Annotated in this window: 13 protein-coding genes; 8 read left to right on the top strand and 5 right to left on the bottom strand. The window is 37.3% G+C overall.

All coding sequences use genetic code 11. The annotated features are described in order from the left end of the window. The first annotated feature begins 540 nt into the window (after nt 1-540). The 4 genes from ugpB to NNJ85_RS03010 all read left to right on the top strand — a co-directional run bounded on the left by ugpB (nt 541) and on the right by NNJ85_RS03010 (nt 4,766). On the top strand, nt 541-1,875 hold the full coding sequence (gene ugpB / locus NNJ85_RS03025) for a sn-glycerol-3-phosphate ABC transporter substrate-binding protein UgpB (protein WP_254473439.1): 1,335 nt from the start codon (nt 541-543) through the stop codon (nt 1,873-1,875). A gap of 95 nt (nt 1,876-1,970) precedes the next feature. After that, the gene (gene ugpA / locus NNJ85_RS03020) at nt 1,971-2,855 is read left to right on the top strand and encodes a sn-glycerol-3-phosphate ABC transporter permease UgpA (RefSeq protein ID WP_254473438.1); all 885 of its coding nucleotides are present in this window, start codon (nt 1,971-1,973) and stop codon (nt 2,853-2,855) included. 10 nt (nt 2,856-2,865) lie between these two features. Continuing rightward, nucleotides 2,866-3,717 carry a sn-glycerol-3-phosphate ABC transporter permease UgpE gene (ugpE, locus tag NNJ85_RS03015; RefSeq protein WP_254473435.1) on the top strand — a complete coding sequence of 284 codons (852 nt, stop codon included), beginning with the start codon at nt 2,866-2,868 and terminating at the stop codon, nt 3,715-3,717. 2 nt (nt 3,718-3,719) lie between these two features. Further along, nucleotides 3,720-4,766, top strand: coding sequence for a sn-glycerol-3-phosphate import ATP-binding protein UgpC (locus NNJ85_RS03010; RefSeq protein ID WP_254473433.1), 1,047 nt, complete (start codon nt 3,720-3,722; stop codon nt 4,764-4,766). Between the two features lie 925 nt (nt 4,767-5,691). Here the strand turns inward: NNJ85_RS03010 and NNJ85_RS03005 are convergent. The 3 genes from NNJ85_RS03005 to NNJ85_RS02995 are packed head-to-tail and all read right to left on the bottom strand — an operon-like array spanning nt 5,692 to nt 8,255. Next, on the bottom strand, nt 5,692-6,612 hold the full coding sequence (locus NNJ85_RS03005) for a metal ABC transporter solute-binding protein, Zn/Mn family (RefSeq protein WP_254473432.1): 921 nt from the start codon (nt 6,610-6,612) through the stop codon (nt 5,692-5,694). 10 nt (nt 6,613-6,622) lie between these two features. Further along, entirely contained in the window at nt 6,623-7,492 is an 870-nt protein-coding gene (locus NNJ85_RS03000; protein WP_254473431.1) for a metal ABC transporter permease, read from the bottom strand. A gap of 28 nt (nt 7,493-7,520) precedes the next feature. Continuing rightward, nucleotides 7,521-8,255: an ABC transporter ATP-binding protein gene (locus NNJ85_RS02995; RefSeq protein ID WP_254473430.1), complete on the bottom strand. Its 735-nt coding sequence runs from the start codon at nt 8,253-8,255 to the stop codon at nt 7,521-7,523. A 680-nt stretch (nt 8,256-8,935) separates the two neighbouring features. On the opposite strand from NNJ85_RS02995, the gene nrdH reads away from it, so the two are divergent. The 4 genes from nrdH to nrdF are packed head-to-tail and all read left to right on the top strand — an operon-like array spanning nt 8,936 to nt 12,676. After that, a complete protein-coding gene (gene nrdH / locus NNJ85_RS02990; RefSeq protein WP_254473428.1) occupies nt 8,936-9,160 on the top strand; it encodes a glutaredoxin-like protein NrdH in 225 nt (74 codons plus the stop codon). Further along, nucleotides 9,160-9,558: a class Ib ribonucleoside-diphosphate reductase assembly flavoprotein NrdI gene (gene nrdI / locus NNJ85_RS02985; RefSeq protein ID WP_254473426.1), complete on the top strand. Its 399-nt coding sequence runs from the start codon at nt 9,160-9,162 to the stop codon at nt 9,556-9,558. The genes nrdH and nrdI overlap by 1 nt, the downstream gene beginning before the upstream one ends. Further along, nucleotides 9,540-11,690, top strand: a complete 2,151-nt coding sequence (gene nrdE, locus NNJ85_RS02980) for a class 1b ribonucleoside-diphosphate reductase subunit alpha (protein WP_254473425.1) — start codon at nt 9,540-9,542, stop codon at nt 11,688-11,690. Before nrdI ends, nrdE begins: the two co-directional genes overlap by 19 nt. A gap of 11 nt (nt 11,691-11,701) precedes the next feature. Next, nucleotides 11,702-12,676 (top strand): class 1b ribonucleoside-diphosphate reductase subunit beta, encoded by a 975-nt coding sequence (gene nrdF, locus NNJ85_RS02975; RefSeq protein ID WP_254473424.1) that lies wholly within the window; start codon nt 11,702-11,704, stop codon nt 12,674-12,676. Here nrdF and prmC read toward each other — a convergent pair. Beyond that, nucleotides 12,673-13,539: a peptide chain release factor N(5)-glutamine methyltransferase gene (gene prmC, locus NNJ85_RS02970; RefSeq protein ID WP_254473423.1), complete on the bottom strand. Its 867-nt coding sequence runs from the start codon at nt 13,537-13,539 to the stop codon at nt 12,673-12,675. The genes nrdF and prmC overlap by 4 nt on opposite strands. Beyond that, nucleotides 13,536-14,612, bottom strand: coding sequence for a peptide chain release factor 1 (gene prfA / locus NNJ85_RS02965; protein WP_254473422.1), 1,077 nt, complete (start codon nt 14,610-14,612; stop codon nt 13,536-13,538). Before prfA ends, prmC begins: the two co-directional genes overlap by 4 nt. Nucleotides 14,613-14,728 lie beyond the last annotated feature (116 nt).

The following is a 14,728-nucleotide window of genomic DNA, read 5'->3' as shown; positions in this document are numbered from 1 at the left end:
TTTTTTTTAACACAATGGAAATTAATCGTACAATATCATTTTATTTTGAATGAGAGGAGTGTGATTCCATTACAGGGAAGGAAACACTTAAACGTTTCAAAATGATTTTCTTCATTTTAAGAAATTTCTATTTGTCTCTTCGTGGAATTTAGTCGTAACACCGTTTTAAGGTTATAAGCCGAAGATTGTAAGACAAATAACAAAAGAATAAACAATTCTTTTTTGAAAAAAGTAAATCCAGATATTATAGATATTACAAAAGTCATTAAATGACATTAACGGTCTATATCTTTTCACCTATTCCCTTACTTATTTAAGCCATCTCACTTTTTTCAACCCGTTACAAACGCGTATCTCTTTAATACATAGGAAAGCTTATAAAAGAAAACGAATAAACCTAAACAAATTCATTTGACCTTTTGATGGTTCCTGTTTAAATGGGAAAATATATTTCTGAAATAAAACTGTCATAGCATGTTCATTTGTAATACTATAAATTCAGGGGTAGTTTGTATTCCATCCCTTCAGAAAGGGTGCACCATGAGTCGTTTTTATCTTTTCATAGCGACTACGGTTGCTATTATAATATTCTTAGCAGGAATAACAGCGAGTTTTGCGCAGACCAAAATCAGCTTTTGGCATTCTATGAGTGGTGAATTAGGCAAGCAAACAGAAAGTCTCATTAACGATTTTAATGCGAGTCAATCTGAGTACAAAGTTGTGCCTTCATTTCGCGGTGAGTATGAAGAAGGTTTGGTCGCACTGATTGCAGCGTTTCGTGGAAAGAAACAGCCTGTGCTCGCCCAAATTTATGACGTTGGTACTGGAACGATGATGGTTGCAAAAGGCGCTATCTATCCATTTTATCAACTTATGGCTGATACAAAACAAGAATTCGATCCTACCGATTATTTTCCTGCTATTAGCGGCTATTACTCTGATGAACAGGGGCATATAATCTCTATGCCCTTCAATATTTCAACACCAATCCTTTATTACAACAAGGATATCTTTAAAAAAGCCGGTCTTGATCCAGAACAGCCCCCTAAAACATGGCAAGATATAGAAGATTTTTCTAAAAAAATTCTTGAGTCCAAGGTGGCAACATGTGGTTTTACCATGGCTTATGCAGCACAATGGATTGGTATAGAAAATTTTTCAGCGTTGCATAATGTTCCTTTTGGAACGAAAGAAAATGGCTTTAAAGGACTTGATTCAGAGCTTACATTTAACGGACCTTTACAAGTACGTATGTGGACAGACCTGAAAAGGTGGTCTGATCAAGGTATTTTCCGCTATGGTGGTCCTGCAGGCGCATTAGATTCAACCCCAATGTTTATGGCGCAAAACTGTGCAATTTTTATGCAATCTTCAGGATCACATGCTGGAATTGTTTCTGAAGCTCAGTTTAATGTGGGGGTTGGTATGTTACCGTATTATAAGGATGCGGAAGGCGCACCACAAAATTCAGTTATTGGGGGAGCTTCTATTTGGGCGTTTAAGGGTCATACCACAAAGGAATATGCTGGAGCAGCAGCTTTTCTTAAGTTTCTTTCAAAAACGGAAAATCAAGCAAAATGGCATCAAGGAACAGGTTATCTTCCAACCACAAAAGCAACTTATGAATTGAGCAAAAAACAACATTTCTATGAAAAAACGCCAGGGGCTGATATTGCTATCAAACAGATCAACCTTAATCCACCGACAGTTAACTCGAAGGGGATAAGATTTGGTAATTTACCACAAATCCGTACCATTCTTGATCAGGAGTTAGAAGCTGTTCTTAGTGGTTCAAAAACACCGAAAGATGGTTTAGATGAGACCGTTGAACGTGGAAATAAACTCTTGCGTGAATTTGAAAAATCTAATCATTAATTTCGTTTTTTTGTTAAATATAAAAGACTCAACAAAAACAGTTGAGTCCTTTTTGTTTATCTTTTTAAAGTCTCTACATTTAAAGAGCCCTGCGAATGCAAGAAAAACAAGCATATTTTAAAAAGAGTCTGCTTTCTTACGGACTGCTTTTCCCTCAGCTTCTTATAACTTTTTTATTTTTCTTTTGGCCTGCTGCTCAAGCCATAAAATCGTCCTTTGAGCGTGAAGACCCTTTTGGCTTTACAACAACCTTTATTGGTTTTGAAAATTATCTAACTGTTCTTTCTGATCCTACTTATCTGCAATCATTTCTTACAACAGCAGTATTTTCTATTTCAGTTACTGTCGTTTCAATGACCATGTCACTTCTTTTGGCTGTCTGTGTTGACCGTGTTATCTGTGCAAAAAAAGCTTATACAATACTTTTGCTCTGGCCCTATGCTGTTGCTCCAGTATTGGCAGGTATATTATGGTTGTTTATCTTTCATCCTACCATCGGGATTATTCCTTTTCTTCTTGAGAAAATAGGGGTACTCTGGAATTATCGTATTAATGGCACTCAAGCGATGATTCTGATTGTCATTGCCGCTAGCTGGAAACAAATTTCTTACAATTTTCTCTTTTTTCTTACAGCTCTTCAGTCTGTTCCGCGTTCTCAAATAGAAGCAGCAGCCATTGATGGTGCTGGTCCCTTTAAACGATTTTGGACTGTGGTCTTTCCGCAAATTTCACCAACGACATTTTTCCTTTTTATCGTCAATATCAATTATGTTATGTTTGATACTTTTGGTATTATTGATAACACAACTTCTGGAGGCCCTGCGCGTGCAACGAGCACTCTCGTCTATAAAGTATACGACGATGGCTTTAGAAATCAAATAATCGGTACATCAGCAGCACAATCAACAATATTGATGTTGATGGTTATTGTCTTAACGTTTATCCAGTTTCGCTGGATTGAGCGTCGTGTACAATATTAGGAAACAAATTATGGTTGAAAATCGCCCTCTTTTGAAATTTTTAACGCATATTACTCTCATTGTTGGTATTATCATTATTTGTTTTCCAGTTTATGTTGCTATCATTGCATCAACCCATAGTTCAGCAGCATTTAATACGGGAACACTTCCTCTTTTACCTGGGGAATATGCTCTGGAAAACTATAAAACAATTTTTGGTGATGGTCTTGCAAGGCTTGGTCTCCCTAACCTCTGGCCACTCTTACTGAATTCACTCATTATGGCTTTAGGGATTAGCATTGGAAAAATTATTATTTCACTTTTGTCTGCTTATGCAATTGTTTATATGCGTTTTCCCTTCCGAAAAACGGCTTTTATTCTTATTTTTGTTACATTGATGCTTCCTGTTGAAGTTCGTATTCTTCCAACCTATGCGGTTGTTGCAAAATTGGGGATGATTGACACTTATAGTGGAATGATTATCCCCCTGATTGCATCCGCAACCGCTACATTTTTATTTCGCCAGTTTTTTTTGACTGTTCCTGATGAACTCTTAGAGGCAGCACGTGTTGATGGTGCAGGACCATTTAAATTTTTTAAGGATATTCTCCTTCCTCTCAGCAAAAGTAATATCGCTGCTTTATTTATCATTATGTTCATTTATGGATGGATACAATATCTCTGGCCTCTTATCATTACAACGGATCAAAATCATCAAACAATTCTTATTATTTTAAAACAGCTTATTGTCGAATCACTACAACATGATCCTCAATGGAATATCCTTATGGCAGTATCGGTTGTTGCCATGGTACCACCTGTTCTTGTTGTTGTCTTCATGCAGCGGCTTTTTATCAAAGGCCTTATTGAAACGGAGAAGTAATTGTGGCTACAATCCAGTTATCAAATATAAAAAAACAGTATGACAACGGCGTTCTGGTTATTGATGACTTAAACTTAACTGTTGCTGATAAAGAACTTCTTGTTCTTGTTGGTCCTTCAGGATGCGGAAAATCAACCTTGTTGCGTATTATTGCAGGACTTGAGCAAGTCACCTCAGGTGAACTGTGTATCGATAACGAACGGATCAATGATCGTGAACCGGCTGATCGTGATATTGCGATGGTTTTTCAAAATTATGCTCTTTATCCTCATATGACAGTTCGCGGAAACCTAGAATATGGTCTTAAAAATCGTAAAACTCCAAAAGAAGAAATAAAAAAACGCATTGCACATGCTGCAAAGCTTTTGGAGATAGAACCATTTCTTGATCGTAAACCACGACAATTATCAGGGGGACAACGCCAGCGTGTTGCAATGGGGCGTGTGATTGTACGTCAACCCCGTGTTTTTCTCTTTGATGAACCTCTTTCCAATCTGGATGCAAAATTACGGGCACAAATGTGTATTGAGATAAAAACGCTACAGCGTTCATTAGGAACAACCAGCCTCTATGTTACCCATGATCAACTAGAAGCCATGACGTTAGCCGATAGAATAGTCGTTTTGAATAAAGGAGCTATTGAGCAAATTGGGACACCAATGGAAATTTACGATACGCCAGCAACCACATTTGTTGCCGATTTTATTGGTTCTCCTCCTATGAATTTTCTTGATCGTCATGTCCTAGAACAACATTTAGGGCATTCATATTCTTACAGCGAAGAAACGGATCTTTTAGCTTTTAGACCTGAAATAATCTTATTGGGCGAACACCCCGATAAAGGACCTGTCTTTCACACAAAAATTGAGCTTATCAAGCCAATCGGAACAGGTTGCCATGTTTTAACACGTTGGAATGATATCATTTTTACGATTGAAATAAAAGAACGCTTGACACACGACTATGGTCAAAAATTAAGTTTCACTGTTGCTCATCAAAATTTTCATACCTTTAACAAAAACACTGGAAAGCGCACAAGGAATAAGTAAGCATTAATTGGTGTAACAAGACTTCTTTTTATGCTGAATCATAATAATCTTGTGTTTTGGCTTTCTCGATTATATTCACAAAATAAAAGTGTAACGATGAGATTAAAGCAAATTAAAAGTTTTTGTAATGATCCATTGTCACATGACACCGAGAATGTCAAAATACTCATATGAAGAAATCCTATCTTTTTACGTTCTATAAGAAGAACATTAAAAATAATAAGTTCTTTTCATTGAAATGAATAGAGATAACAATTTATTAACCATATTTTCGCGGATTTAGAAAAGCATTTTTTCATAAAAACAGTATCTTATCATCATCTTTTTTGACGAGATAATTGATCTATCTTATAAAGAATGAATAAGAAAAATAAAGAGAGAAAATTATTCTCAAATAGTGACATTAGGTCCCCATATCTTAGCTTTAATCGGTGATATAAAAAGTCCGTTTTATCTGTAAAAACAGGACGCTATTCTGAGTATCTTGTACAAAAATAGGTACGTTCTACTTAACAGCAATAGATTGATTTATAATGATAATTTACTGTTTTGTGTATTAAGAAACAGCCCTAATATCGTAATTTTTTTCATTCTACCTTTGTTCCATGTTGAATCATCAAAACCATTCGCTTGCTGTTATAAGCGGGAAGAGCCGTATGAATAAAAAACTATTAAGAAAGGGTTTAAAATGCTTCTTATGAATTATTTCACGTGTTGAGAATTATTGCAAAAAAAACGTTGGAGAATAGAATAATAATGCTTGTGATTTGGGCACCATGAGGGAATAAATCCATTGATGAGTTCATCTATTTGACGTCTATAAGGTATAAATTTTTTTCTGTAAAATTAATTTTGTTTCATAGCATTGATAACATAATCATAGACCTATGATTTTATGAACTTTTTTCTTCTATAAAAAGATTTTTTAATGTTTTTTGATGGCATCAATGATGGTATTCACATTATGCTCCATCATATCGAGATAAGTTGCGGCAGGACCATTTTCGTTTGACAATGCATCAGAATAAAGGGTTCCACCAATTTTTAAACCTGTTTCTTTTGAAATTTGTTTTATGAGCCGGGGATTAGAGATATTTTCAACGAACAATGCTGCTGCTTTATTCGCTTTAATTTGTTTGATAAGTTTAGCAACATCAGCTGCAGTTGCTTCAGCTTCTGTTGAAGCGCTTTGGGGGGCCAAGATAGTGAAGCCATATTCTTTAGCAAAATAGCCAAAAGCGTCATGAGATGTAATAATGATACGTTTATCTTTAGGGATAGTGGCAATTTTTGTTTTTAAGGTCTCTTGTGCTGTTTTAAGCTTTTTGATGTAGGCTTCGGCATTTTTATTGTAAAGCGGACAAGATTGTGGATCAATTTTACAAAAAGCAGCAGCGATATTCTTCACATAGATTTCGACATTGGGAATTGTTTGCCAAGCGTGTGGATCAATAACGCTGTGATGATGGTGATGGGCATCATGTTCTTGATTTTTCATTTCGAGGGGGAGAATGTTGGCACTAACCTCGACAAGAAGTGCTTTTGTATCGCTTGCGGTGATGAGGCGGTCAATGAACCCCTCTAAATGAAGTCCATTGATAAAAATAATCTGAGCATTTCTAAGAGCTTGAGCGTCAAGGGGGGTAGGTTCATAAGTGTGTGTATTCGCGTTGGATCCTACAAAAGTGGTCATAGAGATATTATTGCCTCCTACATTTTTTACGAGGTCTGCAAGAATAGAGAAGCTTGCAACAACTTTTATTTTATTGTGTGCAGAAGCAGGAAAGAGAGAAAGGGCAAACAATAAAGCACTGAGAAGAACAAATTTTTGAGTAAATTTAGGCATTGTTTTTTCTTTAAAGTGAGGAAGTATAAAAAAGGTTGGGAAACCATGTTACAATAAAACCGCGTGGACTTATGAGGCAGGAAATAAGGTAAATCAATCCTGCGGCAATGATAATAGCAGGGCCAGAAGGCAGGGAGAGATGAAAAGAAATCAGAAGACCACATACACTAGAAATGATTCCAAAAAGAGTAGAAAGCACGCAAATAGGACCTAGCCGTGAAAACCAAAAACGGGCTGTAATCGCTGGAATCATCATAATGCCAACAGAAAGTAATGTTCCTAGTGATTGAAAGCCTCCAACCAGATTCAACACCACAAGTCCAAGCAATGAAATGTGAATATATTTACTCAATGGAGAGAGTGATTTAAAAAAGAGGGGATCAAAGCTTTCTAAGACGAGCGCACGCCAAAAAATAAAAAGACTGCAGAGTGTGATCAACATTATGGTGGTGATCAACCAGAGAGTCTGTGTATCAATTGCAAGAACTGATCCGAATAAGAGATGAAGCAGTTCAATGGTTGAATCTTTCATTGAGATAATAATGACACCTGCTGCGAGTGCAATAAGATAAAAAACGGTCATGGATGCATCTTCTTTCTGAAAGCTATTTCGTGAAATTAAAACGGTTGCTAAAGCCACAATAATGCCAGCGAAAATACCACCAAGTGTCATAGATATGAGGGAGAAGCCGCAAATGAGAAAAGCAGTTGCAACACCAGGAAGAATGGCATGAGAGATAGCATCTCCTGTTAAACTCATTCCACGGAGCATCAAAAAGACACCAACAGGACAAGCGCTCATAGAAAGGAGAATAGAGCCGATAAGAGCATTTTGCATAAAGTGGAAATCAATAAAGGGGGCAAGAAAAAATGCATACACGTCTTATAACCGAAGAAAGAGAGAATCATTAATAGGAGGCAGGTGCTGTCGTGTGTCGTGTATTAATACACAAAGAGTTGGAGCTGAGAGGAGGCATAATGGAATGAATAGTATTATCGAGAAACTGTATTGTTTCTCCATAAAAGGCGTTTTGTTGATTAATTTGAATTATTTGAGGAAAAAATTCTTGCACGACGAGAGGGTCATGGAGTGCTGTGAGAACTGTGCGTCCTTGCTGTTGCCAGTCCGTGATCAGTGCAAGAAGGTCTTTTTGAGTATTGCGATCGATACCATTGAAAGGTTCATCAAGCAAGATAATATCAGCATCTTGTACAATGATACGTGCAAAAAGGGCGCGTTGTAATTGCCCACCTGATAATGTTTCAAGCGAACAGGTAGTAAGTGTTGTGAGTCCAACCATTTCAAGCGCATTCTGAATCTTAGAATCATAAGGGCGTTGGTTTTTCCACAATCCGCAAAAAGACCATAGTCCTGTTTTTACAAGTGTTTTCACATCAATTGGAAATGTTTGATCGATATCACATTGCTGAGAAAGATAAGCAATGCGGCTTTTTTTCGGTTTTGTAATTTTTCCCTTAAGAGGTTTAATCAATCCGGCGATGGCTTTTAGCAAGGTTGATTTTCCAGCACCGTTATCACCCGTGATTGCGACCAATGAACCCGCTTTTAACTTTGCTGAAAAATCTTTGATTGCTATTCTATTCCCATAGCCTAATGTTGTCTTTTTAAAGTGCAGATCCATAACTTATACCATCTTTATCTTATTATTTTAGAAATTATGTTATAATATAACGTTTGTCAATAAAATGTTATATTATAACATAGCGTTGAGTGTTGAATATTTTAGTGGGAAGATCGTGGACAATTCAAAATAATGGTCGAATTCTCCTTGACGAAAGAGAGAGAGTATATACTATATATAGTATCAAAATGATTGGTGATTCTAAATAAGCACAAGAGAGGGTGTTAGTGTGTTTCGTTTGGTATCTAAGTTATTTCCAATGTTATCGTAAAAGTTTGTTGAGCAAGGGTATAGGGATATTCTTGCTGAAGCGTCTCTTTTGGGAGGATTTCCTGTCATTTTTGTAATTGATTTTTGCCGTAAAAGAGTAAAACAGAACTCTTGAAAACGGCGGTTTAGAACGTTAGTTTTTTAGACAGCAGGAGGGAATTGTTTGCCAAGCAAAAGATTGTTTTATAACTGGGGTCTTCCATTTAAGTTATAGAATAATCGCTTATTCTCCTCATAGTTTTGAAGCTATTTGATGAGAGATTCTGTTATGTTCAGAAATCTGTGTGCTGTTTGAAAATAACCACACGTTTTGCGTACAATTTCTGTTGTTTGTTATTCTTGAGTACCTATAAAATAATTAGATTGACTCTTTTAGAGTTGATTGTTTTGAATTGTGAAAGTTGAAGAAAATGTCGATCACTATTTATAGCAAACCATCTTGTGTCCAATGTGATGCTACACGCCGCGCTTTTGATGCAAAAGGCATTCATTATCGTGTTGTTGATATTTCCTGTGATGAACAAGCATACAGTTTTGTTCAATCTCTGGGGTATAGCCAGGTTCCTGTTGTTGTTTGTGGTGAGAATCATTGGTCTGGTTTTAGACCAGATATGATTAGTGGTCTTTGTGCTTAATGGGGCTTATTGTTTATTATTCGAGTGCAACGGGTAATACAGAACATTTTGTCTCGCAGCTTGGTCAACGACTCTTCAAAATTGATAAAAGAAAGCCCTCTGCATTAGTTGGTGAACCTTATATCCTGGTTGTTCCTACATATGCAGATGGAGAAGGAAGAGGGGCGGTGCCGAAAGCCGTTATTCATTTTCTTAATGAAGCTGAGAATCGCAAGTTAATTCGTGGTGTCATTGGCGGTGGGAATCGTAATTTTGGTCGCTATTATAATTTAGCCAGTAAGATCATTGCTGAAAAATGTTGTGTCCCTTGCCTTTATCATTTTGAGCTGCGTGGAACTGATGAAGACGTTCTTTGTGTAAAAAAGGGATTGGAAAGATTTTGGAAACAATTGGGATAGAACAGTCGCAGAAGTCTGATCAGATTACTGATTATCATGCACTGAATGCAATGCTTAATCTTTATGATGAAAATGGTCATATCCAATTTGATATGGATCGGCTTGCTGCACGGCAATATTTTCTTCAGCATGTTAATCAAAATACAGTTTTTTTTCATAACCTGAAGGAAAAAATAGATTACTTGATAGAAGAAGGTTATTATGAAAAAGCTTTATTTGAGCTTTATGATTTTTCTTTTATTAAAAAGCTTTTTAAACGTGCTTATGCATTTAAATTTCGTTTTCCTACCTTCCTAGGTGCATTTAAATACTATACCAGTTATACGCTAAAGACTTTTGATGGGAAGCGTTATCTTGAACGTTATGAAGATCGTGTCTGTCTTGTGGCTTTATATTTGGCACAAGGGAATAAAGCTCTTGCTGAAAGTTTTGTGGACGAGATTATTACAGGGCGTTTTCAACCAGCAACGCCAACATTTTTAAATGCGGGAAAAAAACAACGTGGTGAATTAGTTTCGTGTTTTTTGCTCCGTGTTGAAGATAATATGGAATCAATAGGTCGTGCAGTTAATTCGGCTTTACAGCTTTCAAAACGCGGTGGAGGTGTGGCACTTTGTTTAACCAATTTGCGGGAGGCTGGAGCGCCAATTAAGCAAATAGAAAATCAATCATCCGGTGTTTTACCGGTGATGAAACTTTTGGAAGATTCTTTTTCTTATGCCAACCAGCTTGGGGCGCGACAGGGGGCTGGAGCTGTGTATTTGCATGCACATCATTTAGATATTATGAAGTTTTTGGATACAAAGCGTGAAAATGCTGATGAAAAAGTTAGAATTAAAACGCTTTCGCTTGGTGTGGTTATTCCTGATATTACTTTTGAGCTTGCACGCAATAATGAGGACATGTATCTCTTCTCATCTTATGATATTGAGCGTGTGACAGGCAAACCTTTTAGCGATATTTCTTTAACGGAGCATTATCGCTCTTTTGTTGATAATGCAAGAATTCGTAAGAAGAAAATAAGTGCACGCGTTTTTTTTCAGACATTAGCGGAAATTCAATTTGAGTCTGGTTATCCTTATATTTTATTTGAGGACACTGCTAATCGAGCCAATCCGATTGCTGGGCGCATAAGTATGAGCAATTTATGTTCAGAAATTTTGCAGGTGAGTGAGGCCAGTGAACTGGAAACAGATTTAACTTATCGCACGATTGGAAGTGATATATCCTGTAACCTTGGGTCAATGAATATTGCTAAAGCAATGGAAAGTCCTGATTTCGGACAGACCGTAGAATCTGCTGTTCGCGCTCTTACTGCGGTTTCGGATATGAGTAATATTGCTTGTGTGCCTTCCATTGCAAAAGGCAATGCTGAAAGTCATGCGATTGGTTTGGGACAAATGAATTTGCATGGTTTTCTCGCGCGTGAGCAGATTTATTATGGGTCTCCAGAAGCGATTGATTTTACCAATATCTATTTTTATATTGTGACATATTACGCTATACGGGCTTCCAATTTAATTGCGCGCGAACGTCAAGAAATGTTTGCAGGATTTGAAAAATCCGCTTATGCTGATGGACGTTTTTTCGAAAAATATATTGAAAAAGAATGGAAACCGCAATTTTCGCTTGTACAAGAGCTTTTTGCACGGAATAATATTGTTATCCCAGATCAAAAGGATTGGCAGGAACTTAAGAAAAACGTTATTGAGTATGGACTTTATAACCGCAATTTGCAGGCAGTTCCCCCTACGGGATCTATTTCTTATATTAATCATGCCACTTCTTCGATTCATCCAATTGCTTCAAAAATTGAAATTCGCAAAGAGGGAAAAATTGGGCGTGTTTATTATCCCGCACCTTATATGGATAATACGAATTTGAATTTTTATCAAGATGCTTATGAGATTGGTCCTGAAAAAATTATAGATACCTATGCTGCAGCGACACAGCATGTTGATCAAGGTCTTTCATTAACACTATTTTTTCCTGATACCGCGACCACACGTGATATTAACCGCGCACAAATTTATGCTTGGAAAAAAGGTATAAAGAGTATTTACTACGTACGACTGCGGCAAGTCGCATTGAGTGGAACAGAAATCGATGGCTGTGTTTCGTGCAGTTTATAGGAGGTCATCATATGACAAAGATTGCAACCAAAAATCCTGTTGTGTCTGCTGTTAATTGGAATAGATTACACGATGAGAAAGATCTTGAAGTATGGAACCGCTTAACTGGAAATTTTTGGTTGCCTGAGAAGGTTCCGCTTTCCAATGATATTCCCTCATGGTCAAGTTTAACGGATGAAGAGCGTCAATTGACGATTCGTGTTTTTACAGGATTAACACTTCTAGATACCATTCAAAATACCGTGGGTGCTATTTCATTGCTTACTGATGCGATAACAGAGCATGAGGAGGCCGTTTTGACGAATATTGCCTTCATGGAAGCGGTTCATGCACGTTCTTATTCCTCTATTTTTTCAACCCTTTGTTCGACGGTAGAAGTTGATGATGCATTTAGATGGTCAGAAGAAAATAGTCATTTGCAGAAAAAGGCTAGGTTAGTCCTTGAGCGTTATGAAGCAAATGATCCACTCAAGAAAAAAATTGCTTCGACCTTGCTGGAAAGCTTTTTATTTTATTCTGGTTTTTATTTGCCCATGTATTGGGCCAGTCGCGCTAAGTTGACCAATACAGCAGATCTCATTCGGCTTATCATTCGTGATGAAGCGGTCCATGGTTATTATATAGGCTATAAATTTCAATTGGGTTATGCAAAGCTTGATGAAACCAAAAGACAAGAAATTAAAGATTTTGCTTTTAACTTGCTCTTTGATCTTTATAACATTGAGTGCAAATATACTGAAGATCTTTATGATACCCTTGGATTGACGGAAGATGTAAAAATTTTTCTCCATTATAATGCCAACAAGGCTTTAATGAATTTAGGTTTTGAAGCTCTTTTTCCTCCTGAGGTTTGTCGTGTTAATCCTGCTATTTTAGCGGCTTTATCACCCAACTCTGATGAGAATCATGACTTTTTTTCAGGGGCTGGTTCCTCCTATGTCATTGGCAAGGCGGTTGCGACCACGGATGATGATTGGGAATTTTAAGGCTTGCATGCAAACAGAAGTGCGCGGGGTATCCCACTAAGGTCTTTGCGCATTTCTAAACATTGAAAACCATTTTTTTCAAATAAATCACAGACGTCTTTTTCTTGAGAGTAACCAATTTCAACAGCAACATAGCCATTTTCTTTTAAGTGGTTAGATGCTTCATGGGCAAGCTTTCGATAAAAATCAAGCCCATCTTCTCCACCGATCAGAGCACGCAATGGATCATATAAGCGCACTTCTTTTGCAAGTTTTTTGATATCCTTTGTGGGAATATAGGGTGGATTAGAAACAATGAAATCAAAGTGACCTGTGACTGCATCAAACCAATCGCTAAGGAGAGGTGTGAAGCGATGTATGACTTCAGCATTTTTTGCATTTTTTATCGCTGTTTTAAGGGCATCTTCAGAAATATCGACTGCCACTGCATAGGACTGGGGAATTTGTTTTAGAATGGCAATCGCAATAGCACCACTTCCCGTCCCCATATCAAGGAGTGTGATTTTTCTTGAATTTTCGACCTGTTTTTTAAGGAAAGGGAGAACAAGATCGATGAGCGTTTCTGTATCCGGACGGGGCTCTAACGTCTCTTGAGACAATTTGAGAGATATGCCATAAAATTCTCTTATTCCTATAATGCGGTAGACTGGTTCGCCTGCAATACGCCGTTGTACAGCCTGTTCTATTTGTATAATCTGCTCAGAAGATACATGCATATCTGGTCTAGAAATTCTTTCAGCAGCATTTATTCCTGTTATCCATTCAACGAGTATTTTCGCATCGATATCGGCTTCCAAAATTCCTTTCGTGCACAATTTTTCTCGCGTTTGTCGGATGATATTCTTGAAAGAATATTTGTTCAATTTTTATCCATTTCCATTAGAAGTGTTGTTTGATGATCGGAGATGAGTGCATGAATAAGTTCATCAAGATCTCCTTCCAAAATTCGATCAAGCTTGTAAAGGGTCAGATTAATACGGTGATCCGTGACGCGTCCTTGTGGAAAATTATAGGTACGAATACGTTCTGAACGATCACCAGAACCAACTTGGTTTTTACGAGAAGCTGAACGCTCACTTTCCGCTTTTTGTCGTTCGATATCGAACAAACGTGCCCGTAAAATTTGAAGGGCTCTTGCTCGGTTTTGATGTTGTGATTTTTCTGCTTGTACGACCATAATTCCTGTTGGAATATGTGTGATACGAACAGCTGAATCCGTTGTATTGACATGCTGTCCTCCTGCTCCAGATGCACGCATTGTATCGATACGAATATCTTCAGGACGAATATTAATATCAATTTCCTCAGCTTCTGGAAGCACTGCAACAGTAGCAGCTGATGTATGGATGCGTCCTCCGGTTTCTGTTTCAGGAATGCGTTGTACACGATGGACACCTGATTCATATTTCAATTTAGAAAAGACACCTTTGCCTGAGATGGTCGCAATAATCTCTTTATATCCGCCAACGTCCCCCTCACTGAGTGAAATAACCTCTACTTTCCAATGGTGAGCATGAGCATAACGTTCATACATGCGGAAAAGATCACCGGAAAAAAGTGCTGCTTCTGATCCACCCGTTCCTGCTCGAATTTCAATAATAGCGCTTTTTTCATCAGCAACATCTTTAGGCAAAAGCAGAATCTGGAGTTCTTTTTCAAGGTGTTCTATTTTTTTATATAACGATGGAAGTTCTTCTTGGGCAAGATGGCGTATTTCTATATCTGTTTGTTTATCGTTGATAATCGTTTCTAATTCTGTAATCTCTTCGGAAAGAGCATTTAATGCGCGTATAGAGGCAATAATGGGTTGTAGTTCTGCATATTCAGAAGCTAATTTGACATATGTTTCAGCATTTGGATTGGTTGTCATTTGGCTTTCAATTATTTCAAAGCGCTTTTCAAGTTGTTTTATGCGATCTTGTGGCAAGGAAACCATGATAATATTGGCCTAATTTTTTATAATACAATTTTTTATAATATTTTGTTACAATGCTTTTTTGTTAGAACACTGACAATGAATTACAGTATAGCATCATACAAAAAGGGGTAATA

The sequence above is a fragment of the Bartonella sp. B1098 genome (genome assembly GCF_944896145.1).
In the GTDB taxonomy this organism is placed as follows: domain Bacteria; phylum Pseudomonadota; class Alphaproteobacteria; order Rhizobiales; family Rhizobiaceae; genus Bartonella.
This window is presented reverse-complemented; position numbering and strand designations above follow the sequence as displayed.

What these genes read in the sequence shown, in the direction of transcription:
- nrdI (WP_254473426.1), top strand. Translation starts at nt 9,160, where the DNA reads ATGGGGCTTATTGTTTATTATTCGAGTGCAACGGGTAATACAGAACAT.
- nrdF (WP_254473424.1), top strand. Translation starts at nt 11,702, where the DNA reads ATGACAAAGATTGCAACCAAAAATCCTGTTGTGTCTGCTGTTAATTGG.
- ugpB (WP_254473439.1), top strand. Translation starts at nt 541, where the DNA reads ATGAGTCGTTTTTATCTTTTCATAGCGACTACGGTTGCTATTATAATA.
- prfA (WP_254473422.1), bottom strand. Translation starts at nt 14,612, where the DNA reads ATGGTTTCCTTGCCACAAGATCGCATAAAACAACTTGAAAAGCGCTTT.
- NNJ85_RS02995 (WP_254473430.1), bottom strand. Translation starts at nt 8,255, where the DNA reads ATGGATCTGCACTTTAAAAAGACAACATTAGGCTATGGGAATAGAATA.
- ugpE (WP_254473435.1), top strand. Translation starts at nt 2,866, where the DNA reads ATGGTTGAAAATCGCCCTCTTTTGAAATTTTTAACGCATATTACTCTC.
- nrdH (WP_254473428.1), top strand. Translation starts at nt 8,936, where the DNA reads ATGTCGATCACTATTTATAGCAAACCATCTTGTGTCCAATGTGATGCT.
- ugpA (WP_254473438.1), top strand. Translation starts at nt 1,971, where the DNA reads ATGCAAGAAAAACAAGCATATTTTAAAAAGAGTCTGCTTTCTTACGGA.
- NNJ85_RS03005 (WP_254473432.1), bottom strand. Translation starts at nt 6,612, where the DNA reads ATGCCTAAATTTACTCAAAAATTTGTTCTTCTCAGTGCTTTATTGTTT.